Raw genomic sequence first — 25,727 nt, 5'->3', positions numbered from 1 at the left:
CGTCGGGCGGGCGGGTCGGCATCGTGCCGGCCCGCCCGTGCGGCGTTTCCGGGCGTGACGCCGGGCCGCGGCTTCCGCTACACCCGGTGGCATGACCGATTTTGCCGCTTTGCTGCTCGCCGACGACGGCGCCCCAGCCACTTCCCTGACCGTCCTCGCTGCTGCCGGTTTCGACCACTGGCTGCGCGCGCAGGGCGAGCGCACGCGCAGCTTTGTCGCGGCACAGAATTTCAAGGCGCGGCCCGACGAGGTGGCGCTGGTCCCCGGCGACGGCCCCGGCGACTGGGCGGCGCTGGTGGGCGGCGACGACGGCCCCTGGGGCCTTGCGGCGGCGGCGGCGAAACTGCCCGCCGGCCGCTATCGCATCGCGACCCCACCCGGCAGTGCGGCGCTCGGCTGGCTGCTCGCCCAGCATCGTTTCGATCGTTATCGCAAGGCCAGTGGCGACACCGGCGCGCGGGTGCTGCTGACGACCGACGTCGGCAGCATCGGCGAGACGGTGCGGCTGGCCGAGGCGACGGCGCTGGTGCGCGATCTGGTCGACACGCCGGCGGCCGACCTGGGGCCGGGCGAACTGGCGAGCGCGGTTGCCGCAGAGGCACGGATTTTTGGTGCCGAGGTCGACATCATCAAGGGCGAGGCGCTGCTGACGGGCAATTTCCCCGCGGTCCATGCCGTCGGGAGGGCGGCGTCGCGGGCACCCCGACTGATCGACCTGCGCTGGGGCGATCCGGCGCATCCGCGGCTGACGCTGGTGGGCAAGGGCGTGACCTTCGATTCCGGCGGGCTCAACATCAAGCCGGGCGGCGCCATGGCGGCGATGAAGAAGGACATGGGCGGCGCGGCGCATGCGCTGGCGCTGGCGCGGCTGGTGATGCAGGCCGATCTGCCGGTGCGGCTGCGGCTGATCATCCCGGCGGTGGAAAACAGCATATCGGGCGACGCCATGCGGCCCGGCGACGTGCTGGCGACGCGGGCGGGCAAGAGTGTCGAAGTCACCAATACCGACGCCGAAGGGCGCCTGGTGCTCGCCGACGCGCTGGCGCTGGCGGGCGAGGAGACGCCGGCGCTGCTGATCGACTTCGCTACGCTGACCGGGGCGGCGCGGGTGGCGCTGGGGCCGCAGCTGCCGGCGTTCTTTGCCAACGATGACGCGCTGGCGGCAGACTTCGCCGCGGCGGCGACGGCGAGCGGCGACCCGTTGTGGCGGCTGCCGCTGTGGCCGGGCTATCGCGACATGCTGAAGTCGAACATCGCCGATCTCAACAACTCGCCGGAGGGCGGCTTTGCCGGTGCCATCACGGCGGCGCTGTTCCTCGAAGCCTTTGTCCCCGCCGGCATCCCCTGGGCGCATTTCGACACCTTTGCCTGGACCCCGGCGGCGCGGCCGGGCCGGCCCAAGGGCGGCGAGGCATTGGGCCTGCGCGCCGCATGGGCTGTCGTAAAACGCCGCTTCGATGGCAAAGACTCGATGTTTTGATGGAACGAAATTCGATGGTCAGCCGTTACCCATCCGCCCTGATCAGGCCCCCCGCCGGTCAGTCGGTGCGTTTGGCGGAGTATTGCTGTGCAGAAGAACGAACGATCTCACGAACGGCTTGGCGACTGGCGCGGCACCCTGCTTCGCTATGTCCAGTCCGGCCAGCCCGATTTGACCAATCGCCAGATGGCGTTGCTGCTCGTTGCCGGGCAGGAGCAGGGCCCGCATACGGTGCGCGGCCTGGCAGCCCGTCTCGGCGTGTCGAAGCCGGTGGTCACCCGGGCGCTCAACAGCCTGTCGGCCATCGGTCTGGTGCGTCGTCGCCGCGACGAGCGCGATCGCCGCAGCGTGTTCGTCGACCTGACCTCGCAGGGCGAGGCGTTTCTCGACGATTTCGCCGCGATGATCGATTCGGCGACCGGTGATGGCGAGGATCGCGTCGCCAAGACTGAGCGGGCCCCGGCCCACGCTTGACCCGAGGCGCGACGTCGCCAGGGCCGACCTCGTCGAGGTCGGCCTGGCGGATCGGGTCTCCGCCGCGCGTTACGTTGCCGGTGCGGCCATGCGCTGCACGGCAGCGCGTGTGCCGGTGCGCGCGGCGCCGGATGATCTCGCGACCGCCACCAGCGAGCTGCTGTTCGGCGAGGATTTCGAGGTTTTCGACTGCGCCGGCGATTGGTCCTGGGGCCGCTGCGGCACCGATCGCTACATCGGCTGGGTGACGACGGCGGCCTTGGCCGAACCCGTCGGCACGTCCGACCTGCGCATCACCGCGCGCATCGCGCCGGTGTTCGCCACCGCCGACATCAAGGCTCCGGTCGTGATGGAGCTGCCGTTCGGTGCCCGCATTGCCGGTGTCGCGGGTGAGCGGTTCCTGGCGCTCGTCGGCGGCGGCTTCGTCCATCTTCGCCATGTCGCTGCACTACCGCGCGACCCGATCGCGGTGGCGCGACTGTTTCTCGGCACGCCCTATCTGTGGGGCGGCCGCACCGGCGACGGCATCGATTGTTCGGGGCTGGTGCAGGCGGCGTTGCTCGCCTGCGAAGTGGCGTGCCCGCGCGATTCGGACCAGCAGCTGGCCGAGGTCGGCGACACTGTCGATCCCGCCGATCGCCGGCGCGGCGACCTGGTGTTCTTTCCCGGCCATGTCGGGCTGCTGACGGATGGCGACCGGTTGCTGCACGCCAATGCCCACTGGATGGCGACGGTCGAGGAGCCGCTGGCGGATGTCGTCGGCCGCCTTGCAGCGTCGGGCGTGGCGGTGCCGGTGACGGGTGTGAAGCGGGTGCCGCTGGATTAGCTGTGCCACCCCGGCGTAGGCCGGGGGCCATACACCACGAATTTCGCGGTCCATGGGCTCGTCGACCGCCGGGAAAGGGCTGGTGGTTTATGGGCCCCGGCCTTCGCCGGGGTCACACATACACGACCGGCCGTTCGCCGCTACTTGCCCGGCTTGACGAACTTCACCGTCATGCGGTCGCTTTCGCCGATCGCCGCGTACTTCGCCTTGTCCTTGTCGCCTTCGGCATAGTTGGGCGGCAGGGTCCAGACGCCCTTGGGATAGTCGTGGGTGTCCTTGGGGTTGGCGTTGATGTTCGACGCGCCGACATATTTGAAGCCGGCGGCCTCGGCCATCTTGCGCACATAGGACAGCTTCATATAGCCGCTGTCCTTCATCATCGCGTCGGGCTTGTCCTCGGGCAGGCGGTGCTCGACGATGCCGAGCGTGCCGCCGGGCTTCAGCGCCGCGAAGAACGCCTTGAAGGCGTCGGGGGCGAAATCGCCCATGTAGAAATTGTGGATGTTGCGGAAGGTGACGACGGCATCGGCGCTGCCGGCGGGTGCGATGTCATAGCTGCCCTTGCCGAACGCGGTGACCTTGACGTTGCCGTAGACGGCGGGCGCGGCGGCGAGCTTGTCCTTGAAACGCTGCACGCTCTTGGCGGCATTCTCGCTGGCGGCGGGGTTGCCATGGGCGGCATAGAGCGTGCCGTTGGGCCCGAGCGCCGGGGCCAGGATTTCGGTGTACCAGCCGCCCGACGGCGAGATCTCCACGACGGTCATGCCGGGCTTGATGCCGAAGAACGACAGCGTCTGTGCCGGGTGGCGGGCGGCGTCACGCGCCTTGTTGGCGTCCGACCGATGGGCGCCGGCGATGGCGGCATCGAAGGGGGTGGCCGCGACGGCGGGGGCGGCGATCGCCAGGCTGAGGGCAAAGGCGGCGAGAACGGGACGCGACATCGGCAGGACTCCTTGGACGTTGGCGCTTCACAGCGGTTGCCTGCTCGATTAGCGGACTGCGATGGACTCGCAAACGACATTCTGGCTGCTCGGTGCCGGGCTGGCGACGACGGTCGTTGCCAGTATCGGGGATCGGGCGCGCCGGCGGGCGCCGCTGGCCTGGCATGCCCATCTGCCCTGGCATGCGCTGATCTTTGCCGGCGGCACGATCTGCCTGCTGGCGGCGGTCCATCTCGTCACGCTGATCCGGGCGGCGGGCTGATCGGCCGGCGGCCGCCGAATGGCGGCATTCCGCTTCGATTTAACCATCAATATTCTTGCCGAATCCATAACGCTATCTTAATGACCGTTACGCGGCCGTTTACGGCCAGGGGCGACATCGAGCGATATTGGGGTGGCAGGCATGAAGATCGGAACGATAGTTGGCGCAGCACTGCTGGGCCTGACGGGACTTTCGGTGCCGGCGGCGGCGGTTGTCGTGACCAGCCTGCCGGGTGCGCCGGATCCCGGCCCCGCCAGCCCGTTCACGATGGTCGCGACCTTCGACACGCCGACGGCGGCCGGCATCGTCCAGAGCAATATCGGCACGGTCATCGCCGCGGCAGGATCGATCAGCGGCGTTCGCGCGGCGCCGGCCGGTACGCTTCCCACCGACGTCTATCTGTCGCTCGGCGCCAATTCGAGCGCGACCTTCGATTTCGCCGGCTATGTCCCGGCCAACAAGAAGCTCGGCGGGATCAGCTTTTACTGGGGCTCGATCGACAGCTACAATTTCGTCGATTTCCTCGCGGCCGATAACAGCGTGATCGGCAGCTTCGGCGGTTCGCAACTGCCGCAGTTCAATGGCAACCAGACGCTGGGGGCGACCAACCGCCGCGTCGATTTCGCCTTCAACGCGCTCGAGCAGGTCAGCAAGGTGCGGTTCCGCTCGACGACCAGCGCGGCGTTCGAGCTCGATTCGATCGCGGCCTCGATCGCACCGATCCCGGAGCCGTCGAGCTGGGCGATGCTGGTTGCGGGCTTCGGCCTGGTCGGCCTTGCCGCGCGGCGGCGCGGGCGGGCGGTCGCAGCGTAGGGATACGCGGCGCCCTTCCCCGTGGGGGACGGGAGTTTGCCAGATTTTGACCCAGAAAAAAACCGGCGGGTCTGCTTCACCCCATTAGCAGACGCTCCCTCTCCCGCCTGCGGGAGAGGCGACTCGCCATCTTTGGCGAGCGGGTGAGGGTGTTTTTTGTTCCGGCACGAGCTTACACCCTCACCCGGCGCGCTGGCGCGCGTCTCGCCTCTCCCGCAGGCGGGAGAGGATACGAATTGTCCGCTAGCCACGCATGTCGGTCATTGGGAATAAGCAGTATATCTGTCCACGATGCGTGCCTCGCCATCCATTTTGCTCTGCATACCACTGCTCGCTGGATGTGAACCGGAGCGTGGCATTCGGGCGAGCAGAGACTTCGGTTCACAAGTTGACGTGGCGTGCGTTGAGCAGTCTTTACGCAAGACATTCGGCAGCGTGGAGCGCTGGGATTACATAAGTGACGGCGGCGAGTTTCCCAAAGGAACAGCCGTTGCGCAAATCGCCTATCAGAAGTGGGGTGATGGAGTTGGGTGGGTGACGCTTCGGATCGGCTCCGTGGGCGAAGGGGTTCGCATTTCACACGACTTCACCGGGATGGGTGCAGAGCTACCCCAAGCGTCGTTCCCGCCCGCGCTACGGGCTATGGAGCAAGCCGGCGCAGCCCTACGATCGGCATGTGGCCTAGACCTGTCGGCGTTGAAATGGCGAGAGATCGGGCAGGACGTAGCGGCACTCGACTGATATCGTGCCGATGTCCGCTAACCACCCTATCAGCCGTTCCCGTATATATGAATTGACGGCCTAGTGCAGGAACGGCGCGGCTACCTCTGCGGGCACGCGGATGGCGCGGCCGGTGGCGCGGTCGACCAGCGCCCAGATCGTCAGGGCCCGGACCTTCGGTCGACCTTCGGCGTCGCTGATCTCGACATGGCGATCGAAGCGGGCGCCTTTCGGCGTGCCGACCCAGGTGGTCAGCGTCACCGTCTCGCCCGGCAGGGTGGCGCGCAGGTAATCGATCTCGTGGCGTGACACGACCCAGATGTAGCGGTCGATATCCGCCGGGCGTGCCACCGCCCGCCAGTGGGCGGTGGCGACGTCCTGCACCCAGCGCAGATAGACGGTGTTGTTGACATGGCCGAGCGCGTCGATGTCGGCGGCGACGGCGGTCACCGACAGCGCAAATGGGGTGCGATCAGCCGGCGGCGGCATCAGCAAGACCGAACTGGGCGAGGATGAAGGCATATTCCTCGGCCTGTTCCTCCAGCGCGGCGAACCGCCCCGACTTGCCGCCATGGCCGGCGCCCATATTGGTCTTCAGCAGCAGGATGTTGCTGTCGGTCTTCCTGGCGCGCAGCTTCGCCACCCATTTCGCCGGCTCCCAGTAGGTGACGCGCGGATCGTTGAGCCCGGCGGTGACCAGCAGCGGCGGGTAATCCTGCGCCGTCACATTGTCATAGGGGCTGTAGCTGCGGATCAGGTCGAACGCCGCCTTGTCGGTGATCGGGTTGCCCCATTCGGGCCATTCGCCGGGTGTGAGCGGCAGGCTGTCGTCGAGCATGGTGTTGAGCACGTCGACGAACGGCACATCGGCGACGACGGCGCGCCACAGGCCGGGATCGGAGTTGATGACGGCGCCCATCAGCTCCCCGCCGGCGGAACCGCCGCTGGCCGAGATATTGCCCTCGCGCGCCCAGCCGGCGGCGATGAGGCCGCGGGCGGCATCGACAAAATCGGTGAAGGCGTTGGTGCGCTTTTCCAGCTTGCCGTCGAGATACCATTGATAGCCCATGTCGTCGCCGCCGCGGATGTGCGCGATGGCATAGGCGATGCCGCGATCGAGGAGGCTGAGCCGGCCGGCGGAAAAGGCCGGGCTCATCGCGATGCCATAGGCGCCATAGCCGTAGAGGTGGACGCGGCCGCTGCCGTCGCGGGGGAAACCCTGTTTGTAGACGATCGACACCGGCACGCGGGCGCCGTCGCGGGCGGTGACGACCAGGCGCTCGGTGGCGTACTGGCCGGCGTCATAGCCCGAGGGCACGACCTGGACCTTGCGGGTGATGAGCAGCCCGGTCGCGACGTCGTAATCGAACACCGTCGCCGGGGTGACCATCGAGGTATAGCCGAGGCGCAGCAGCGGCGCGTCGGGTTCGAGGTTGGCGCCGATGCCGACGCTGTACGACGCCTCCGGGAAGGGCACGAGCGTCTCGCTGCCGTCGTCGCGGCGCAGGCGGATCTGGTCGAGGCCGTCGCGCCGGCCCTGGATGGCGAGATAGCTGGCGAAGGCGCGAAAGCCGGTGATATAGTCTTGGTCCGATCCGGGCACGAGCTCGCGCCAGTCGCCCGGTGCGGGAATCGCGGCGGTGGCGAGGCGGAAGTTCACATGGGTGTCGTTGGTGCGGATGAAGATCGTGTCGCCGCGGACATCGACATCATAGGCGACGCCGGGCTGGCGGGGGCGGACGAGGAGCGGCGGCGTGTCGGGGGCGGCTGTGGGGACGAGGCGGACTTCGCTGGTGACATGATCCGACGTGGCGATGACGAACCAGGCCCGATCCTGGCTGCGGCCGACGCCGACGCCGAAGCCCTTGTCCTCGATTTCCTCGTAGAGCGTCGTATCCTCCGGCTGCCCGAGGCGGTGCAGGCGGATGCGGAAGCGGCGCCAGTTGTCGTTGACCTCGGTCCAGGCGAGCGATGCCGAATCGGCGGCCCAGACGGGCACGCCGACGCTGGCGCTGGTGACGGTCTCGATGTCGGCGCCGGTGGCGAGGTCGCGGATCTTCAGGGTGAAGCGCTCGCTGCCGTCGGTGTCGGTGGCATAGGCGAGCAGGCGGCCATCGGGGCTGACGCTGCTGCCGGCGAGGCGGAAATAATCATGGCCGGCGGCGAGCGCCGGTTCGTCGAGGATGACCTGTTCATCGCCGCCGAGGGGACGGCGCAGCCAGGTGCGATACTGGGCGCCCGGGGCGAACTGCCACCAATATTCATGGGCGCCGTCCTTGACCGGCACGCTGGCGTCGTCCTGCTTCACCCGGCCTTTGAGCTCCGCGTAGATGGTGTCGGTGAGCGGTTTCAGCGGCGCCATGTTGGCTTCGAACCAGGCGTTCTCGGCCTCGACATGGGCGAGGATTTCGGGATCGCTGACCACCGGGTAGGCGGGGTCCTTCAGCCAGGCATAATCGTCGGTGATGGTGACGCCGTGATGGGTCGTGCTGTGCGGGCGGACGGCGGCGACGGGAGGCTGTGGGGTCGGCATGATGGCTTTCGTGATCGCGGGCGCGGCCTTCCGCTGGTGCAGGCGGCGGCACCCGACTATGTTGTGGCTCGCACCCTAGAATGAGTATGCCCCATGTCCACCATCAAGGACCGCCTCGCCGCCTTGTCGCAAGCGCTGGAGGCCGACCGGCTGACCGGTTTCGTCATTCCGCTGACCGACGAGCACATGAGCGAATATGTCGGCGGCTATGCCCAGCGGCTGGCCTGGCTGACGGGGTTCGAGGGTTCGGCAGGCTCGGCGGCGGTGATCGGCGGGCGGGCGGCGATCTTCACCGACGGGCGCTACACGCTGCAGGTGCGCGAACAGGTGCCGGGCGACCTGTTCGAATATCAGGACGTGCCCAAGACCAGCGCCGCGCAATGGCTCGCCGACCATGCCGGGCCGGGCGATATCATCGGCTATGACCCCTGGCTGCACACGCGTGGCTGGGCGGAAGCAACGGCGCGGCTGTTGAAGGCGCGCGGCGCGGAGCTGGTCGCCGTCAGCCAGAATCCCATCGACAGCATCTGGGCCGGCCGCCCGGCGCCGAGCGCGGCGCGGCTGGAGGTCCATCTCGACGAGCATGCCGGGCGGACGTCGACGCAGAAGCGCGCCGATGTGGCGGCCTGGCTGGCCGGGCGGGGGGCCGATGCGGTGGTGATCACGGCGCTCGATTCGATCGCCTGGCTGCTCAATATCCGCGGCCGCGACGTGTCGCGGACGCCGGTGGCGCTGGCCTTTGCGATCCTCCATGCCGATGCCAGCGTCGACCTGTTCACGGCGCCCGAGAAGCTGTCCGACGAGGTCCGCGCGCATATGGGGGCCGATGTCCGCCCGCAGCCGCGCGAGGCGTTCGAGACGGCGCTGGGTGGTTTTGCCGGCAGGACGGTGGTTGCCGACCCCAACAGCGCCGTGGCGGCGGTGTTCGCAGCGCTGACCGCGGGCGGCGCCACCATCGTCGAGGCGCGCGACCCCGTCGTGCTGCCCAAGGCGCTGAAGAACGGCACGGAAATCGCCGGCACCATCGCCGCCCACAAGCGCGACGGCGCGGCGCTCACCCGGTTCCTGCACTGGTTCGACGGGGAAGCCCCCAAGGGCGAGCTGACCGAGATGAGCGCCGCCGCCAAGCTGAAGCAGTTTCGCGACCAGACCAATGTGCTCGAGGATCTGAGCTTCGACACCATCTCGGGCGCCGGTCCCAACGCTGCCATCCCGCATTATCGCGTGTCGGATGAAAGCAGCCGGGCGATCGTCATGGATTCGATCTACCTCGTCGATTCGGGCGGGCAATATCGCGACGGCACCACCGATGTGACGCGGACGATGGTGGTCGGCACGCCGACGGCGGAGATGAAGGACCGCTTCACCCGGGTGCTGAAGGGCCATATCGCGCTCGGCCGCGCGGTGTTTCCGGTCGGCACGCGCGGCATCCAGCTCGACGTGCTGGCGCGGCAGTTTTTGTGGGAGGCGGGGCTCGACTACAGCCACGGCACCGGCCACGGCGTCGGCAGCTATCTCGCCGTCCATGAAGGCCCGGCGCGGATCGCGTCGAGCGCGGCCTACACCGGCGGCGACGAGCCGCTGGCGGCGGGGATGATCCTGTCGAACGAGCCCGGCTATTACAAATCGGGCGAATACGGCTTTCGTGTCGAGAATCTGGTGCTGGTCGAGCCGCGGACGGTGCCCGGCGCCGAAAAGGAGATGCTCGGCTTTCGCGAGCTGACGCTGGCGCCGATCGACCGCAACCTCATCGACACCGGCCTGCTAACGCCGGTCGAGCGTGCCTGGATCGATGCCTATCATGCCCGGGTGCTGGCGGAGATCGGTCCCCAGCTCGACGATGCGGCGCGGGCCTGGCTGGCCGAGGCGACGGCGCCGATCTGAACCTGCTACGATTCGCGCACTGGCGAGATCGTTGCAGGGCCGTGCTATGCTGGGGCGAACAGGGAGAAACCGGATGCTGAAGCCTATCCTCGCCGCCGCCATCGCCAGTGTGGCGCTCATCGCCGCGTCGCCGATGCCGCAGAGCGCCTACCAGTTCACGATGAAGACCATCGACGGCAAGCCGATGCCGTTCGCCCAGTACAAGGGCAAGGTGCTGCTGGTGGTCAACACCGCCAGCTTTTGCGGCTTCACGCCGCAGTACGAGGGGCTGCAGAAGCTGCAGGACAGCTACAAGGCCAGGGGCTTCACCGTCATCGGCGTGCCGTCGGGCGATTTCGGCGGCCAGGAATATGCCGAGGCCGGCGAGATCAAGACGTTCTGCGAATCGAAGTTCGGCATCAAGTTTCCGCTGACCGAAAAAAGCGTCGTCACCGGCGACAAGGCGGCGCCGATCTATCGCTGGGCCGCCGCCAGCATGGGCGCCGACAATGTGCCGAAGTGGAATTTCCACAAATATCTGGTCGGCCGCGACGGCAAGCTGATCGCCGCCTTCCCGTCGAAGATCACGCCGACGTCGCCCGAGGTGACGGCGGCGGTGGAGAAGGCGGTCGCGGCGAAGGGCTAAGGGGTGTCATCCCGGCGGAGGCCGGGATGACGCGTGTATGGGTCAGTCCCCTGTCACCGGCGGCTCCGGCGTTGCCCGGTCGCGGGCCTTGCGGCGGGCGAGGTTGGCGCGCAGCGCGGCGGCGAGGCGTTGCTGTTTTGCCGCGTCGGCGTCGGAATCGGGCTTCTTTGTCATCGCGTACCCATAAACCGCCACGGGATTTCTTGACAGCCCGCCACCCCTCCCCCATAGGCGCGGACCTTCGCCGGAATGCTGTCGTAGCTCAGTGGTAGAGCGCATCCTTGGTAAGGCTGAGGTCGGGAGTTCAATCCTCCCCGACAGCACCATCCGGCAAGACCCCTGGCGGCGGGTATCGATTGATCGACTGTCGCCGTTTGCGTAGCAGCAGAGCCGATGCGCGTGCTGCTCACTGGTTCCTCGGGATGGCTCGGCCGCTGCCTCGCGCCGATGCTGCGGGCGCAGGGCCATGACGTGATCGGGCTCGACCACGCGCCCGGCATCGAGACAGGGATCGTCGGGACCGTCGCCGATTCGGCGCTGGTGGCGTCGGTGTTCGACGCGCATCGCTTCGACGGCGTCATCCATGCCGCGGCGCTGCACAAGCCCGACATCGCGCGTCACCCGCGCCAGGCCTTTGTCGACACCAACGTCACCGGCACGCTCCACCTGCTGGAAGCGGCCGTGCGCCACGGCGTCGGCCGGTTCGTGTTCACCTCCACCACCTCGCTGATGATCACCGCCGCCATCCGGGAGGAGCGCGGCGCCGCCGCCGTGTGGCTGGACGAGGAGAGCGGCCCGCTGCGCCCGCGCAACATCTATGGCGCCACCAAGCGGGCGGCCGAGGACCTGTGCCGGCTGGTCCACGCCGACCATCGCCTGCCCGTCATCGTGCTGCGGACGGCGCGCTTTTTCCCCGAGGACGACGATACGCATCGCGACCTGTCCGGCGAGAACATGAAGGCCAACGAGTTCCTCAACCGCCGCCTGACGGTGGAAGACTGCGCCCGCGCCCACATCGTGGCGCTCAACCAGGCGCCGCGGATCGGTTTCGGGCTCTATATCGTGTCGGCGCCGACGCCGTTCCGGCCGGCGGAGGCCGGGGCGCTGAAGTCCGACGCCGCAGCGGTCATCGCCCGCCATTTCCCCGCGGCACCGGCGCTGTACGCCGCGCGCGGCTGGTCGCTGCCAGCCGGCATCGGGCGGGTCTATGATGCGTCGGCGATCGCGCGCGACCTGGGCTTTCGCTGCCGGACCGACTTTGCCGCGGTGCTCGACGCGCTCGGCACCGGTGGCCCGCTGCCCTTCGCCCATGATCCGGCCTATGTGTCGCCGGCTGCCGGAGACCGCTAGCCGGCGGGGTGCTTGCGTTGCCAGGCGGCCCAGGTCGTTGCCCAGCGGGCGGGATCGTCGAGGTCGGCGCTCGACAGCTTGCGGACGACCTGGTTGTACGGCGCGGCGCGGACGAAATCAGGGTCGCGATAGGCTTCCTCGACGACATGGGCGAGGGCGTCGATCCAATAGTCGATGTCTTCGCGCGGCCACATCTCGCCGGCTTCGGGTGTGAAGGGCTGGGGCACGATCCAGGGTTCGTGGCTGAGCCAGAAGGCGTCGATGCCGAAATCCGCCATGCGGTTCTGGACGTCGACGGCGCTGACGCCGGTATCCTCGAACAGTTGCTGCAGGCTGTATCGGGTCATTTCGAGCCGCCAGCCGGGCTGGTCGGGGTGCGACCGGCTGACGCCGCGGATCCGCAGAAGCCGCTTTTCCATGTAATTGTTGAGGATGACCGAGATGTCGGCGGCCGCGCGCAACCCTTCGGCGCCCATGGCGCGGGCCCAGGCATAGGCCTTCACGACCTGATGGAGGTTGCCCATGTATTCGCGGACCTTGCCGGCGGCGTGTTCCGGGTCGAGCAGCGTGAAGGCGTCGCCGTCGCGGTCGACGATCGGCCCGGGCAGGAACGGCGCCAGTTCGGCGGTGCAGCCATAGGCACCGACCGCGGGGCCGCCGCCGCCCTTGGATACGCCGAACGTCTTGTGCAGCATGAACATGCAGGCGTCGAAGCCGAGGTCGCGGGCGCGGATGCGTGTCATCACGCCGTTGAAATTGGCGTGATCGTAAAAGGCGAGGCCGCCGGCGGCCTTCACCGTCCGCACCCATTCGGCGATTTCCGGATTGTAGACCCCCATGTCGTCGGGGTTGTTGATCATCAGCGCGGCGGTGCGGGACGAGACGGCGGCGCGCAGCGCATCCAGCGTCGGATAGCCGTTGTCGCCCAGGGGAAGCGTGATGACCTCGTAACCGGCGGTGGCGGCGGTGGCCGGGTTGCAGGGGTGGCTTTGCAGGCTGGTGATGATCTGGTCGCGGCTGTTGCCCTCCCCGCGGGCGGCGTGGAAGGCGCGGGTGATGATCGCCTGGGTCCAGGCCGCATCGGCGCCGCCGGCCGCCTGGAAGGTGAAGCGGTCCATCCCCGACAGGCCGCGCAGGATCATGTCGAGGCCGTGCACGCAGGCGAGCAGGCCCTGCATGGTGGCGGGCGGCTGGGCCGGGTGGATGGCGTTGACCGCGGCGGCGGCGCGTTCGCCGGCGCGCGGATTGTATTTCATCGTGCAGGTGCCGAACAGGCTGATGCCGATCATGCCCATGGTTTCCTGCGACAGCCGTATATAGTGGCGCAGCACGTCGGGCTCGGCGAGCTCGGGCAGCGCCGGTGGCGTCTGGCGGGCGAGGCCGGCGGGGACCAGGCCGGCGGCGTCGGCCGCGGGGAACAGCTGCCCGCGGCGGCCGGGGGCGCCCATCGCATGGATCAGCGGCTCGTCCCAGCGGGCGGCGTGATAGTTGCGCATGGTCATGCGAGGACCTCGGAAAGGGCGGCGGCGAGGCGGGCGATATCGTCGTCGTCATGGATTTCGGTGACGGCGTAGAGCGCGCACTGGCCGAGATCGGGGAAGGCGCGCGACAGGTCGAGTCCGCCGAAGATGCCATGGTCGAGCAGCGCGGCGTTGATGTCGGCGACACGGCGGCCGGTGGCGTTGAAATCGACGACCAGGTCGACGAAGCGGCCGTCGCCGGCGACGACGGTAACGCCGGGGACCGCGGCGAGCGCGGCGGCGGCGTCGCGGGTGCGGACGAGGAGCAGTTCGCCGAGCTCGCGAAAGCCCGTGGGGCCGAGCAGCGCCATATAGGTGGTCGCGGCGATGGCCCAGAGATAGGTGCTGTTGCCGGCCCAGTCATTGCCTTCGTCGCGGCTGCCATAGCTCGACTGGTGGAACAGCATCAGGCCGAACGCCATCTCGCCGGCAATGGTGGTCGCGAGGCTGTTGAGCAATGTCGGATATTGCACGGCATAGCGGGCCTCGTCGCGGCTGGCGATGAAGCCGCCGAGGCCGCCGCCGGCCGCCATGTGGATGCCGAGCGGCTGGATGGTGCCGACGGCGATGTCGACGCCGAGCGCGCCGGGCGGGGCGATGACGCCGAGGCTGATCGGGTTGATGCCGGCGATGGTTTCGGCGCCGGCGGCGCGGGCGAGGCGGGCGATGTCGGCGGCGCCGGCCTCCAGCCCACCGAGATAGGCGGGGTTTTCGTAATAGACCGCGGCAATTTCGGCATCGAGCAGGCCGGCGAGGGCGGCGAGGTCGAGCCGGCCGAGCGGGTCGCAGGGCACGTCGACAAGGGCGATGGCGGCGGCGGGATCGGCCGAGGCGCAATAGGCGGTGATGACGGCGCGGCGTTCGGGGCAGAGCCTGGCGGGCACCAGGATGCGGCGGCGGCCGGTGAGCCGTGCCGCCATGCGGAAGGCGTGGCCGGCGGCGCAGCCCCAGGAATAGACCGGCAGGCCGACGAGTTCGAGATCGAGCAGCGCGCCCAATTGGCTGGTGAATTCGAACCAGGCCTGGTTGCGGCCGAAATCGGACGAGGGCGTGCCCCAGACGGGCGTGAGGAATTCGGCGCGGTTGACGATTTCATCGACGACGGCGGGGACATGATGCTGCCAGATGCCGCCGCCGAGGAAGCCGAGGTTGCCGGTGACATTGCGGGCGAGGGTGGTGCGCAGGTGGCGGGCCAGGACAATTTCCTCGGCCAGCGCCGGCGGTTGCGCCAGGTCGCCGGTGAAGCGATGGGCCTGGGGGATCTGCCCGAACAGCGGCTCGACACTGTCGAGGCCCAGTTCGGCGAGCAGCGCGGCGCGCAGGGCGGGCGCCGAATTCGGCATGAAGGGATGTGCCCTGGTGTCGGCCAAAACGGGAATCTCCTGCTGGCAAAATGTGCAAATAGCGCACAGTGTGTTGCCTATCCGGACAGAAGGACTTTGCGTGCGCCTGGGCTTTGTTGTCAACCCGATCGCCGGCACCGGCGGCGTGCTGGGGTTGAAGGGCAGCGACGATCTGCCCGCCGGAATGGCGGCGGGCGGGCATGCCGCGGCGCGGGCAGCGCGGGCGTTGGCGGGGCTGAGCGTCGGTGGCGACGTGCTGACCAGCGCGGGTGCGATGGGGGCGGATGTGCTGCAAGGGGCAGGCCTGGCGGCGCAGGTCGTGCATCGCGGGGCAGCGCGGAGCGCGGCGCGGGATACGACGGCGGCGGTTGCGGCGCTGGCCGCGGCGGGGGCCGATGTCATCGTGTTCGTCGGCGGCGACGGGACGGCGCGCGACGTGATGGCGGCGGCGGTGCCGGTGCCGGTGCTCGGCGTGCCGGCGGGGGTGAAGATGCACAGCGCGGTGTTCGCGACGAGCCCGGCGGCGGCGCGCGCCATGCTGGCCGATATCGCCGCGCGGGCGAGCGTGGCGGGTGTCGAGGCCGAGGTGATCGACCGTGACGGCGACGGCGCGCCCCGGTTGTTCGGGATGATGCAGGTGCCGGCGCTGGCGGGGCGGCAGCCGGCCAAGGCGATGGGCCGCCAAGACGATGATGCCCGGTTGCAGGCGGCGATTGCCGCGACGGCGGCCGAGCTGGCGACGGCACCGCTGCTGGTCGTGGGGCCCGGTGCGACGATGCTGGCGCTGAAACGGGCGCTGGGGGCGGCGGGCACGCTGCTCGGTGTCGATGTGTTCGCCGGGGGCGCGCCGGTGGCGGCGGACGTCGACGAGGCGACGCTGTGGCAGCTGTGCGCCGCTGCGGCACCGCGGCTGGCGCTGGGCGTGATCGGCGGCCAGGGCTTCCTGCTCGGGCGCGGCAACCAGCAGATTTCGGCGCGGGTGCTGGCGCGGATGCCGCTGCCGCCCGTGGTGCTGGCCAGTGCCGCCAAGCTGGCGGCGCTGCCGGGCGGGCGGCTGCTGGTCGACAGCGGTGACGAAGCGCTCGATGCGCGGCTGGCCGGGCACCTCGCGGTGCGCACCGGCCGGCGGCAGACGATGATGATGCGGGTATGCCCCGCGTGAGAAAGGACGCCATGCTGCCGGACGACTTCACGACCCTGCCCGACCTGGTGCGCGGCCATGCGCAGGTGCGCGGCGCGGCCGTGGCGATCATCGACGGGCCGCTGCGGATGGACTGGGCGACGTTCGACCGACGCTGCGACCGGGTGGCAGCGGCGTTGCAGCGCGACGGGTTGGGCAAGGGCGACGTCATCGCCATCGCCGCGACAATGCAGGCGGATTATCTCGTCGTGTGGCTGGGGGCATTGCGCGCCGGGCTGGCGGTGGCACCGTTGCCGCAGTCGGTGACGGCCGAGGCGCTGGCGGGCATGGTCGCCGATGCCGGCGCGGCGATGCTGTTCGACGATGCGGCGCTGGCCGGCATCGAAGCCTGGCTGGCGCCCGACGGCAGCGCGGTGGCGCCGGTGGCGATCGGCCCCGACGACCCGTTCAACCTCATCTATTCGTCGGGCACGACGGGCCGCCCCAAGGGCATCGTGCAGCCGCACAGCCAGCGCTGGGCGCATGTCCAGCGCGGGCTGGCGCAGGGCTATGGCCCCGATGCGGTGACGCTGGTGGCGACGCCGCTCTATTCGAACACGACGCTGGTCAGCGTGATCCCGACGCTGGGGCTGGGCGGCACGCTGGTGCTGCTGCCCAAATTCGACACGGCAGCGTTCCTGGCGTTGAGCGTAGCGCATGGCGTCAGCCATGTGATGCTGGTGCCGGTGCAGTACCGGCGGCTGCTCGAAATGCCCGATTTCGACCGGTTCGACCTGTCGGCCTATCGCGCCAAATTCTGCACCTCGGCGCCGTTTCCGGCGGCGCTGAAGGCGGAGGTGCTGCGCCGCTGGCCGGGCGGGCTGACCGAATATTACGGCATGACCGAGGGTGGCGGCACTTGCATCCTGCGCTGTCACGAACGGCCCGACAAGCTGGCGACGGTCGGCCAGCCGGCGGCGGGCAGCGACATCAGGCTGATCGATGCCGAAGGCCGCGAACTGCCCGCCGGCGCCACCGGCGAAGTCGTCGGCCGCTCACCGGCGATGATGCAGGGCTATCATGGCCTGCCCGAGGCGACGCGGGCGGCGGAATGGTTCAGCCCCGACGGCGCGCGCTTCATCCGCACCGGGGATATCGGCCGCTTCGACGACGAGGGCTTCCTGACGCTGGTCGACCGCGCCAAGGACCTGGTCATCTCGGGCGGCTTCAACATCTATCCGAGCGACCTCGAAGGGGTGCTGGCGGCGCATCCCGATGTCGTCGAGGCGGCGGTGGTGGCGGTGCCGAGCGCGCGCTGGGGCGAAACGCCGGTGGCATTCGTCGTCGCCCGCGCCGGCGCCGATGCCGCGGCGATCCGGGGCTGGGCCAACGACCGGCTGGGGCGGACCCAGCGCATCGCCGATGTCGCGCTGGTCGACAGCCTGCCGCGCAGCGAGATCGGCAAGGTGCTGAAACGCGAGCTGCGCGATGCCTATCGCGGCGACGTGGCCTAGGCTGGCGGGATCGGCGGGCGTTCGAACAGCGCCTTTTCCATGCTGTCGTCGCCGAGCATTTCATAGCGGATCAGCGCCATCGGGATGCGGCCGCGGCGGATGAAATCGTCGTGGAAATCCTGCAGCACGAATTTGTCGCCGAGCTGGCGGCGGCGGGCGGCGAGCAGTTCCCACATCTGGATGTTGCCGATGGTGTATTCGAGGCCATGGCCGGGCAGCGTCCGGATATGGGCGTATTTGCGCGCCACATTGCCGTCGAGCATCGGGGTCACCGTCTGCCACCAGTCGGCGACTTCGGCCGCGGTGCGTTCGTTGCGCTGGTTCTGGATGTCGCCGATGGCGCGAGCGGCGCGCCACAGGCCGAAGATGTAGATGAGCTCGCGGGCGCGGGGCCGGTCGTCGAAGAAGCCGGCCTGGAGGGCGCTTTCCTCCAGATAGACGGCCCAGCCTTGCCAGCGCGCGCCATCGACGACGGCGCGGCGGATCGCGTTCGGATTGGCGTTGGACAGCATCAGGTCCATGCGATGGCCGGGAATGACGGCGTGGAGGTGATCGGGCGACGGGTCGCGGAACTGCACCTTTTCCCAGAAATTCGGTGGCGTGCGGCTGCTGAAGGGCACGTTGATCGGTTCGGAATAGGGCGGCACCACCATCTTTGCCAGCGTCGTCGGAATCTCGGGCGGGATGGTCATGAAGCGGCGATCGACGAGGAAGCGGCGGATGCGGGCATCGGTATCGGCGACGCGGGCGAGATAATCGGCCCCGGTGCGCGCGATGGCGATTTCGGGCAGGCCGCTGTTGCGCGACTGTTCGAGCGCCAGGTCCGCCCACATGCGATCGAGTTCGCGCTGCGAAAGGGTGAGCGCGTCGCGGCTGTCGTACGGCATCTGCAACGCGTGGCGCAGGTACCAGTCGAGCCGGGCGGTGCCGACGCCGGCACGGCCGGTCATGCGGGCGCGATTGTCGACGAGCCATTTGCGATAGGATTCGAGCGCGGCGATGGCGCGTTCGATATCGGGCAGCAGCGCCGGCTGCGCGGTGCGGGCGCGTCCGGCGAGGTCGCGGTACCAGCCGATGACGCCGGCGGGCGCGACCTTGCGCGCCGGATAGCCGTCCTCCACCCCGTCAGACGTGGTCAATGACCGGATGGCGAGGTCGGCATGGTCGGCGGCGACATCGTCGAGCACCGTGCGTGCCGCGGCCAGCCGGGCGGGGATGGCGGCGAGTCTTGCGGCAAGGGCGGGGTCGGGCAGGTCGGTGAAGGCGAGGCGCTGGATGGGTTCCAGATAATAGCCGGGGTCGCGGGCCCAGGGCCGGGTGACCTTCAGCGTGAATTCGGCGCGATCCATTTCGGACCGCACGACCAGCCAGTCGACCTTGGCCGAGCGGTCGCGGCCGGTGACCGGAATGGCCTGCAGCCGCTGCTGCAATGTCGCCAGTTCGGCGGCGCGCGCTGCCATGGCCGCCGGCGCCGGGTCGGCGGCGAGGCCGGTCTGCCAGCGCTGCAGGTCTGTGAACACCGCGGTCAGCGGCGGATCCGTCGCGCGCTGCTGGGCATGGGCCGGCGCGATGCCGATAACAGCCAGCATGGCAACGAGGCGGAGGGTTCTGGTCATCGGCGTGATCTCCCGGCGAATCAGTACAGCTTAGCCGCGGGTGCTCACATTGCGAACAAATGTTCGCGCTGCGCCGGTTTTCTGCTTTGCTTGGGGCGTTCGTTATGCCAGCTAGGGTCCATGGTTCCGATCGCTGATCTTCACGGCAAGACCGTGCTGTTGACGGGCGCGTCCAAGGGGATCGGCGCGGCGACGGTGGCGGTGCTCGGCGCCGCCGGCGCGCGGGTCGTCGCGCATTACGGCGGCGATCGCGCCGGTGCCGAGGCGGCGACCGCCGGCATTCCCGACGATCGCAAGTTGCTGGTCGGTACCGACCTTGGCGACCTGGCGGCGGTCGAGGCGCTGTGGGATGCGGCGGAGGCCTGGCACGGCCGGGTCGACGTGCTGGTCAACAATGCCGCGATCATGGATTTCACCGGTGGGGTCGATGCCCCGCTGGCGCATTGGGATGCGGTCTGGGACCAGGCGCTGATGGTCAACGTCCAGGCGCCGGCGCGGTTGATGCGGCGGGCGGTGCGGCATTTCCTCGACACCGGCGGCGGCAGCATCGTCACCATGTCGAGCTGGGCGGCGCAGCGCGGCGTCACCAACCCGGCGACCATGGCCTATGGCGCGTCCAAGGCGGCGGTGCGCGCGGCGACGCAATCGATTGCCCGCGCTTATGCGAAAAACGGCATCCTCGCCTATGTCATCGCGCCCGGCGTGGTGCGGACGCGATTGTCGGAGCAGTTCGCCGCTACCCAGGGCGGCGAGGCGCAGATTTCGGCCAACCTTGCCAGCGGTGAATGGGTGAGCCCGGCCGAGCTCGGCCGGCTGGTGGCGTTCCTGGCGTCGGGCGCCGTGCCGCAGCTGTCGGGCGCGACGCTCGACGTCAACGGCGCCAGCTACATTCGCTGATGCGCGTCGACCTGCCCGGGGTGACGCGGACCGGCGTGGGCTTTGCGATGTCCTTTGCCGGGCGACCGGTGACGGGCTTTGCCGGGGAAAGCGTCGCGGCGGCGCTGGTCAATGCCGGCGAGCTCGTGCTGCGCGACAGTGCCGCCGGCGACGGCCGCGGCGTGCATTGCGGCATGGGCATCTGCGGCGAATGTGCGGTGGTGGTGGACGGGACGGTGCGCCGGGCCTGCATGACCGCGGCCGCTGCCGGCATGGCGATCGCGCCGGCGCCGGCGCGGGCGGCGGCGGCGGCGCCGGACCCGGTGCCGGCGCTGGCGGATATCGACTGCGATGTGATCGTCATCGGCGCGGGGCCGGCGGGCCTGGCGGCGTCGCGGATGGCGGCGCGGTGCGGGCTCAACGTCGTCTGCATCGATGAACGGGCAAAGGCCGGCGGACAATATTACAAGCAGCCGGGGGCGGGGTTCGCGGTCGATCCGCGCCGGGTCGACACGCAGTTCGCGGACGGCGCGGCGCTGGCGAGCAGTACCGCGCTTGCCGGGGTGCGCTGCCTGTTCGCGGCCACGGCCTGGCTGGCCGAGCAGGACGGCGAAGCGGTGCGGGTCGCGGTGTCGAGCGAGGCAGGCGCGCTGTGGGTACGCGGCCGGCGGCTGATCATCGCCAGCGGCGCCCATGAACGGCCCTGGCCGGTGCCCGGCTGGACCTTGCCGGGGGTGATGACGACCGGCGGCGCGCAGACGCTGCTGCGATCGGGGCTGACGGCGCCCGGCACGCGCGTGCTGGTCGCCGGCAACGGGCCGCTCAACGTGCAGCTGGCGCACGAACTGGTGCGCGCCGGGGTGAGCGTGGTGGCGCTGGTCGAGCAGGCCGAGGCGCCCGGCGCGGCGCGGATCGGGGCGGCCCTGACGATGGCGGCGACGGCACCCGACCTCGTCGGCGATGGCTTGCGGCAGCTGGCGGCGCTGCGCCGGGCCGGGGTGGTGCGGCTCAATCGCCATGTGCTGGTGCGGGTCGAAGGCGATGGCCGGGCGCAGGCGGCCGTTGTTGCGCCGATCGGGTCCGATGGCCGGCCGGGGACGGCGCGGCGGTTCGACGTCGATGCGGTGTGCATCGGTGCAGGTTTCGTGCCGCAATCCGAGCTCGCCCGCGCGCTCGGCTGTGCCCATGACTGGCGCGATGGCGTGCTGGCGGTGCGGCGCGACGACGACGGTCGGACCAGCGTCGCCAGTGTCTTTGTAGCCGGGGACGGCGGCGGGTTGGGCGGCGCGCGCGTCGCGCTGGCGCAGGGGGTGCTGGCCGGGGCGGCGGCGGCGCGGGACCTGGTCGGCGCACTGCCATCCGAGGAGACGCATGACGCGCGGCGCGCCACCGGGCAGCTGCGCCGGGCGCGGCGATTCCAGGCGGCGCTGTGGGATCTGTTCGCACCGGTGCCGCTGGCGGGGACGCTGGCGACGGCGGAAACGCTGCTCTGCCGCTGCGAAAGCGTCAGCCATGGGACGATCGCCGCGCTGCTGGCGGACGGCATCACCGACATCGGCAGCCTGAAGCGGGCGAGCCGGGCGGGCATGGGGCGGTGCCAGGGACGTTATTGCGGGCCGTTGCTGATGGCGATGGTCGCCGAGGCGACGGGCCGGCCGCCGGGCGACGATGACGGTTTCGCGCCGCGGCCGCCGCTGCGACCGGTGTCGATCGCGGCGATCGCCGGGGCGTGAGCGGCTGGCGGTGCCTGGTGCTGCTGTGGCTGGCGCTGATCGCCGGCCCGCTGCACGCCCGCAGCCTCGAAACCATCCGCGCAACCGGCGTGCTGCGGGTCGGCGTCAATCCGAACTTTCCGCCGATGAGCAGCTTTGCCGCCGATGGCACGCTCAAGGGTTTCGACGTCGATGTGGCGCGCCGCCTTGCCGATCGGCTGGGGGTCCGGCTGCAACTGGTGCCGACCGAGGCCGCGAGCCGGGTGCCGTTTCTCGTGTCGGGGCGGATCGACCTGGCGCTGGGGGCGCTGACCATCACGCCCGAGCGCGAGGCGCTGATCGATTTCACGGTGCCGCTGCATTCGGAGGCGATGGGCGTCATCACCACGGCAAAGCTGCCGGTGACGCGCTGGCAGGACCTCGACCGCGCCGACATCACGCTGGTCAACATGCGGGGCAACCAGTCGGTGTCGGTGCTGCGCGAAAAGCTGCCGAAGCCGCAGCGGCTGCTGGTCGACGGCAATGCCGACACGATCCGCGCCATCGCGCAGGGGCGGGCCGATGCGCTGGTCGAGAATGTCGATTTCTTCGTCGGCTTCACGAAGAACCACCCCGAGATCCAATGGCGGGTGCTGCCCGATCCGATCTTCGTGGCCTGGTGCGGCATCGGCGTCGCCAAGGGCAATGATGGCCTGCGCGCCGCGGTCGACATGGCGCTGCGGCAGCTCCACGGCGACGGCAGCATCGCGGCGCTGTGGCGCAAGCATTATGGCGCGGCGATGACGGTGCCGGTGGCGCCTGCGCAGCTGGCCAGCGTCGCCAGGGTGTCGCGGCCGACGGGTTACCGCTTCGACTGGAGCGGGGTCTGGCCCGAGCTGCCGTATCTGGCGGCCGGCGCGTTGATCTCGCTGCAGATCGCGGTGATCGCCTTTGTTGCCGGGGCGGCGATCGGGCTGGGCTGTGCGCTGGCGCGGCTGCGCGGCGGCACGCTGCTGCGCAGGCTGTGCGGCGGCTATGTCAGCTTCTTCACCAACACGCCGGCGCTGGTGCAGATTTTCGTGCTGTATTATGCGCTGCCCGATGTCGGCGTGAAGCTGCCGGCGTTCGCTGCCGTGGTGCTCGGCCTGACGTTCAACGCCGGTGCCTATCTGGCGGAGATCCTGCGCGGCGGCATCGTTGCGGTGCGGACCGTGGAGCTGGAGGCGGCCGAGGTGCTGGGGCTGGGGCGGCGCGACAAGCTGGTGCATGTCATGCTGCCGAGCATCATCCGCACCGTCTATCGGCCGCTGTCGAGCTTCTTCATCGTGCTGGTGCTGGGCAGTTCGATGGGGGCGCTGTTCGGCGTCGAGGAGCTGACCGGGCGGGCGATCAACATCAGCACCGCCAATCTGCGCACGATCGAGACCTTTGCGGTCACCGGGCTGATCTACATCGTGCTGACGTTAATCGCATCGGCGTTGCTGGCGGCGGCCGGGCGCTGGCTGTTCCGGGTGCGCGCGCCATGATCGACCGGCTGATCGCCGAGGCGCCGGCGTTCTTCACGCGCGATACCGCGGCGTTCCTGGGGCTGGCGCTGTCGCGGACGCTGCTGATGACGGTCATCGGTTGCGGCGCCGGGTTCGTGCTCGGCATGGCGCTGGCGGTGGTGCGGCGCAGCCGGGCCGGCTGGCTGGCGCCGGCGCGGTGGCTCGCCGCCGCTTATGTCGAGCTGTTCCGGCGCATCCCGTTCCTCGTCATTCTGATCCTGGTGCTGTTTTCGGTGCAGGCGTTCGCGCCCGACCTGTCGCTGCTGGGCATTGCCGCCATCGCCGTGACGCTGGCGGCGACGGCCTATCTGTCGGAAATCGTGCGCGCCGGGCTGGAATCGGTGCCGCGGGCGCAGGTGGAGGGCGCCGATGTGCTCGGCCTGAGCGCCGCGCAGAGCTTCTGGCTGGTCATCCTGCCGCAAAGCTGGCGGGTGATCCTGCCGCCGGCGGCCGCCTTCATGGTGATGTTCATCAAGGATACGGCGCTGGCCAGCCACCTGGGTGTCGTCGAGCTGGCTTTTTCGGGCAAGATCCTCGTCAATCGCGGCTTTTCGCCGGTGTACGGCTTTGGTGCCGTGCTGATCCTGTATTTCCTGCTGTCCTGGCCGCTGGGCCGCATGGCGGCCTGGCTGGAGACGCGACTTGCCGTTTCTCGACATCGTTGACCTGTCCGCCGGCTATGGCGGCGCCCCGATCCTGAATGGCGTGAACCTTGTCGTCGGAAAGGGCGAGGTCATCAGCCTGATCGGGCCGTCCGGATCGGGCAAATCGACCCTGTTGCGGGTGCTGATCGGGCTGACGGCGCCGTCATCGGGCCAGGTCAGCATCGACGGCACGCCGGTCGATTATGCCAGCAAGGCGAGCGTGCGGGCGCTGCGGCGGCGGATGAGCATCGTTTTCCAGCAGTTCAACCTGTTTCAGAACATGACCGCGCTGGCCAACATCTGCCTGGCGCCGGTGAAGACTTTGGGAGTGGCGCCGGCGGACGCCGAGGCGCGGGGGCGCGACCTGCTGGCCTCGGTGGGCCTCGCCGACAAGGCCGACAGCTATCCCGACCAGCTTTCGGGCGGACAGCAGCAGCGCGTCGCCATCGCACGGGCGCTGGCGATGCAGCCGGAGATCCTGTTGCTCGACGAAATCACCTCGGCGCTCGATCCGGAGCGGGTCGGCGAAGTGCTCGATACGGTGCGGGCGCTGGCGGCGACGGGCATTTCCATGCTGCTGGTCAGCCATGAAATGAGCTTCGTGCGCGAGATTTCGACCCGGGTGGTGATGATGGATGCGGGCCGGGTGGTCGAATCAGGCCCGCCGGCGCAGATTTTCACCGCGCCGCAGGCGGCGCGCACCAAGGCGTTCATCGGGGCGATCATCCGGCACTAGGCTGTCTGGGTGCGAACGATGCCAGCGGCACGTCGAGGCTGGGCGGCTTGCCCTGCACCAGGTCGGCGGTGAGCCGGGCCGCGGCCGGGCCGCCCGAAAAGCCGAGCCACGGGACATAGTTGATGAAGGCGCCCGGCGCCTGCGGCAGTTCGCCGATGATCGGCAGCCAGTCGTCGGTGCCGTTGACCATCGCCGCCCAGCTGCGGACGAGGTTGAGGCCGGCGATGCCCGGCACGATGCGCATGGCGACGCGCAGGTTCGCCGCCAGGTTGGCGGCATCCACCACCGGCCGGCCGCGATCGTCGAGCCGGGCATCCCAGCCGCCGCCGATCAGGATGCTGCCGACGCGGCTCTGCTTCAGTGACAGTTTTTCGCCGGCGCAATAGACGAGGTGCGGCACGAAGGGTGCTGCCGGCTCGGTCACGCAGACCTGGATGGGGGTACTGGTGATGGCGAGGTCGGCGCCGAGCTGCGCCGCCAGCGCGCCGGTGGCGCCGCCGGCGGCGATGACGAGGCGGTCGGCCTCGATCACCCGCTCACCCGTGGTGACGGCATAGCCCTGGCGGGTGCGGGCAATGGCGGCGGGACCCTGGCCGGCGACGATGGTGACGCCGGCGGCACGCGCGGCGGCGGCATAGGCGGGGGCGACGCGCATCGGATTGGCCTTGCCCTCGATGGCGCAGAAAGCGCCGCCGAGGGCCGTTTCGGCGAGATAGGGCGCCCGCGCCCGCAGGGCGTCGCGGCCGAGCAGTTCGACGTCCAGCCCGGCGGCGCGTTCGACGTCGGCCTTGGCGGCGATCTCCTCCATCTCGCCGGGCGTGGCGCCGACCATGACGCCGCCGCCAAAGGCAATCTCCAGATCGCAGCCGAGATCGGCCTCGAGATCGCGCCACAGGCCGAGCGAGCGGGCGAGCAGCGTGACGACGGGCTGGAAGGCGCCGGCCCAGGCCGGGCCGAGGTTGCGGAACGGATCGTGCGGGATCTGGGCGTGCAGGCTGCCGGCATTGGCGCCCGAGGCGCCGCCGCCGATGACCGCTGCCTCGACCAGTGTCACGCGGACGCCGTCGCGCGCCAGGTAAAGCGCGGTGCCGGCCCCGGCGATGCCGCCGCCGATCACGATGACATCCGGGCGAGACACGGGTGAAAAGACCTTCCGGCGGGAAAAAGTGGGCGCTATGCTGACAAGTGTTCGCATTTCGCATAGCTTTTCGA

23 protein-coding genes and 1 tRNA gene are annotated in these 25,727 nt (G+C 69.7%); 16 read left to right on the top strand and 8 right to left on the bottom strand.

Annotated features, from left to right (window positions below; translation table 11 throughout):
• Nucleotides 1-91 precede the first annotated feature (91 nt).
• The 3 genes from ACP7AI_RS16155 to ACP7AI_RS16145 all read left to right on the top strand — a co-directional run bounded on the left by ACP7AI_RS16155 (nt 92) and on the right by ACP7AI_RS16145 (nt 2,780).
• Nucleotides 92-1,480 carry a leucyl aminopeptidase family protein gene (locus tag ACP7AI_RS16155; protein WP_426169545.1) on the top strand — a complete coding sequence of 463 codons (1,389 nt, stop codon included), beginning with the start codon at nt 92-94 and terminating at the stop codon, nt 1,478-1,480.
• An 87-nt stretch (nt 1,481-1,567) separates the two neighbouring features.
• Nucleotides 1,568-1,954, top strand: coding sequence for a MarR family transcriptional regulator (locus ACP7AI_RS16150; RefSeq protein ID WP_426169543.1), 387 nt, complete (start codon nt 1,568-1,570; stop codon nt 1,952-1,954).
• Between the two features lie 88 nt (nt 1,955-2,042).
• Nucleotides 2,043-2,780: an NlpC/P60 family protein gene (locus tag ACP7AI_RS16145; protein WP_426169540.1), complete on the top strand. Its 738-nt coding sequence runs from the start codon at nt 2,043-2,045 to the stop codon at nt 2,778-2,780.
• A gap of 140 nt (nt 2,781-2,920) precedes the next feature.
• On the opposite strand, the gene ACP7AI_RS16140 is transcribed toward ACP7AI_RS16145, so the two are convergent.
• Complete coding sequence (locus ACP7AI_RS16140) at nt 2,921-3,721, bottom strand: class I SAM-dependent methyltransferase (protein WP_426169538.1); 801 nt, start codon at nt 3,719-3,721, stop codon at nt 2,921-2,923.
• A gap of 61 nt (nt 3,722-3,782) precedes the next feature.
• Here ACP7AI_RS16140 and ACP7AI_RS16135 point away from each other — a divergent pair, with 61 nt between their 5' ends.
• Together ACP7AI_RS16135 and ACP7AI_RS16130 are read left to right on the top strand one after the other, a co-directional pair.
• Nucleotides 3,783-3,983 carry a hypothetical protein gene (locus ACP7AI_RS16135; RefSeq protein ID WP_426169535.1) on the top strand — a complete coding sequence of 67 codons (201 nt, stop codon included), beginning with the start codon at nt 3,783-3,785 and terminating at the stop codon, nt 3,981-3,983.
• A gap of 141 nt (nt 3,984-4,124) precedes the next feature.
• Nucleotides 4,125-4,796: a PEPxxWA-CTERM sorting domain-containing protein gene (locus tag ACP7AI_RS16130; protein ID WP_426169533.1), complete on the top strand. Its 672-nt coding sequence runs from the start codon at nt 4,125-4,127 to the stop codon at nt 4,794-4,796.
• 801 nt (nt 4,797-5,597) lie between these two features.
• Here the strand turns inward: ACP7AI_RS16130 and ACP7AI_RS16125 are convergent.
• The gene (locus ACP7AI_RS16125) at nt 5,598-6,005 is read right to left on the bottom strand and encodes an acyl-CoA thioesterase (RefSeq protein WP_426169531.1); all 408 of its coding nucleotides are present in this window, start codon (nt 6,003-6,005) and stop codon (nt 5,598-5,600) included.
• Nucleotides 5,989-8,049 carry a S9 family peptidase gene (locus tag ACP7AI_RS16120; protein WP_426169528.1) on the bottom strand — a complete coding sequence of 687 codons (2,061 nt, stop codon included), beginning with the start codon at nt 8,047-8,049 and terminating at the stop codon, nt 5,989-5,991. The genes ACP7AI_RS16125 and ACP7AI_RS16120 overlap by 17 nt, the downstream gene beginning before the upstream one ends.
• A 93-nt stretch (nt 8,050-8,142) precedes the next feature.
• Between ACP7AI_RS16120 and ACP7AI_RS16115 the strand changes: the two genes are divergently transcribed.
• Together ACP7AI_RS16115 and ACP7AI_RS16110 are read left to right on the top strand one after the other, a co-directional pair.
• On the top strand, nt 8,143-9,933 hold the full coding sequence (locus ACP7AI_RS16115; RefSeq protein ID WP_426169526.1) for an aminopeptidase P family protein: 1,791 nt from the start codon (nt 8,143-8,145) through the stop codon (nt 9,931-9,933).
• Nucleotides 9,934-10,006: 73 nt separating this feature from the next.
• Nucleotides 10,007-10,558 carry a glutathione peroxidase gene (locus tag ACP7AI_RS16110; RefSeq protein ID WP_426169523.1) on the top strand — a complete coding sequence of 184 codons (552 nt, stop codon included), beginning with the start codon at nt 10,007-10,009 and terminating at the stop codon, nt 10,556-10,558.
• A 42-nt stretch (nt 10,559-10,600) separates the two neighbouring features.
• On the opposite strand, the gene ACP7AI_RS16105 is transcribed toward ACP7AI_RS16110, so the two are convergent.
• Nucleotides 10,601-10,732 carry a hypothetical protein gene (locus ACP7AI_RS16105; RefSeq protein WP_426169520.1) on the bottom strand — a complete coding sequence of 44 codons (132 nt, stop codon included), beginning with the start codon at nt 10,730-10,732 and terminating at the stop codon, nt 10,601-10,603.
• A 77-nt stretch (nt 10,733-10,809) separates the two neighbouring features.
• Between ACP7AI_RS16105 and ACP7AI_RS16100 the strand changes: the two genes are divergently transcribed.
• Nucleotides 10,810-10,884, top strand: a tRNA-Thr gene (locus ACP7AI_RS16100).
• A 67-nt stretch (nt 10,885-10,951) separates the two neighbouring features.
• Complete coding sequence (locus ACP7AI_RS16095) at nt 10,952-11,908, top strand: NAD-dependent epimerase/dehydratase family protein (RefSeq protein ID WP_426169517.1); 957 nt, start codon at nt 10,952-10,954, stop codon at nt 11,906-11,908.
• On the opposite strand, the gene gcvPB is transcribed toward ACP7AI_RS16095, so the two are convergent.
• On the bottom strand, nt 11,905-13,410 hold the full coding sequence (gene gcvPB / locus ACP7AI_RS16090; protein WP_426169514.1) for an aminomethyl-transferring glycine dehydrogenase subunit GcvPB: 1,506 nt from the start codon (nt 13,408-13,410) through the stop codon (nt 11,905-11,907). The genes ACP7AI_RS16095 and gcvPB overlap by 4 nt on opposite strands.
• Entirely contained in the window at nt 13,407-14,771 is a 1,365-nt protein-coding gene (gene gcvPA / locus ACP7AI_RS16085) for an aminomethyl-transferring glycine dehydrogenase subunit GcvPA (protein ID WP_426169512.1), read from the bottom strand. Before gcvPA ends, gcvPB begins: the two co-directional genes overlap by 4 nt.
• Nucleotides 14,772-14,871: 100 nt before the next feature.
• Between gcvPA and ACP7AI_RS16080 the strand changes: the two genes are divergently transcribed.
• A complete protein-coding gene (locus ACP7AI_RS16080) occupies nt 14,872-15,933 on the top strand; it encodes an ATP-NAD kinase family protein (RefSeq protein ID WP_426169509.1) in 1,062 nt (353 codons plus the stop codon).
• Between the two features lie 11 nt (nt 15,934-15,944).
• Complete coding sequence (locus ACP7AI_RS16075) at nt 15,945-17,405, top strand: class I adenylate-forming enzyme family protein (RefSeq protein ID WP_426169507.1); 1,461 nt, start codon at nt 15,945-15,947, stop codon at nt 17,403-17,405.
• Here the strand turns inward: ACP7AI_RS16075 and ACP7AI_RS16070 are convergent.
• On the bottom strand, nt 17,402-19,021 hold the full coding sequence (locus tag ACP7AI_RS16070) for a DUF885 family protein (RefSeq protein WP_426169505.1): 1,620 nt from the start codon (nt 19,019-19,021) through the stop codon (nt 17,402-17,404). The two genes, ACP7AI_RS16075 and ACP7AI_RS16070, sit on opposite strands and share 4 nt — an antisense overlap.
• A 120-nt stretch (nt 19,022-19,141) precedes the next feature.
• Between ACP7AI_RS16070 and ACP7AI_RS16065 the strand changes: the two genes are divergently transcribed.
• From ACP7AI_RS16065 to ACP7AI_RS16045, 5 genes are read left to right on the top strand one after another with little or no spacing between them, the layout of a single operon-like run.
• On the top strand, nt 19,142-19,918 hold the full coding sequence (locus ACP7AI_RS16065; protein ID WP_426169503.1) for an SDR family NAD(P)-dependent oxidoreductase: 777 nt from the start codon (nt 19,142-19,144) through the stop codon (nt 19,916-19,918).
• Entirely contained in the window at nt 19,918-21,630 is a 1,713-nt protein-coding gene (locus ACP7AI_RS16060; protein ID WP_426169501.1) for an FAD-dependent oxidoreductase, read from the top strand. Before ACP7AI_RS16065 ends, ACP7AI_RS16060 begins: the two co-directional genes overlap by 1 nt.
• On the top strand, nt 21,627-23,114 hold the full coding sequence (locus ACP7AI_RS16055; RefSeq protein ID WP_426169498.1) for an ABC transporter substrate-binding protein/permease: 1,488 nt from the start codon (nt 21,627-21,629) through the stop codon (nt 23,112-23,114). The genes ACP7AI_RS16060 and ACP7AI_RS16055 overlap by 4 nt, the downstream gene beginning before the upstream one ends.
• A complete protein-coding gene (locus tag ACP7AI_RS16050; RefSeq protein WP_426169496.1) occupies nt 23,111-23,800 on the top strand; it encodes an amino acid ABC transporter permease in 690 nt (229 codons plus the stop codon). Before ACP7AI_RS16055 ends, ACP7AI_RS16050 begins: the two co-directional genes overlap by 4 nt.
• Nucleotides 23,778-24,515 carry an amino acid ABC transporter ATP-binding protein gene (locus tag ACP7AI_RS16045; protein ID WP_426169493.1) on the top strand — a complete coding sequence of 246 codons (738 nt, stop codon included), beginning with the start codon at nt 23,778-23,780 and terminating at the stop codon, nt 24,513-24,515. The genes ACP7AI_RS16050 and ACP7AI_RS16045 overlap by 23 nt, the downstream gene beginning before the upstream one ends.
• Here the strand turns inward: ACP7AI_RS16045 and ACP7AI_RS16040 are convergent.
• Nucleotides 24,502-25,653: an NAD(P)/FAD-dependent oxidoreductase gene (locus tag ACP7AI_RS16040; RefSeq protein ID WP_426169490.1), complete on the bottom strand. Its 1,152-nt coding sequence runs from the start codon at nt 25,651-25,653 to the stop codon at nt 24,502-24,504. The genes ACP7AI_RS16045 and ACP7AI_RS16040 overlap by 14 nt on opposite strands.
• Between the last annotated feature and the right edge of the window lie 74 nt (nt 25,654-25,727).

Source organism: Sandarakinorhabdus sp. DWP1-3-1 (genome assembly GCF_049896705.1).
Classification (GTDB): domain Bacteria; phylum Pseudomonadota; class Alphaproteobacteria; order Sphingomonadales; family Sphingomonadaceae; genus Sandarakinorhabdus.
The sequence above is the reverse complement of the archived record's forward strand: the minus strand, read 5'-3'. Positions and strand labels throughout refer to the sequence as shown.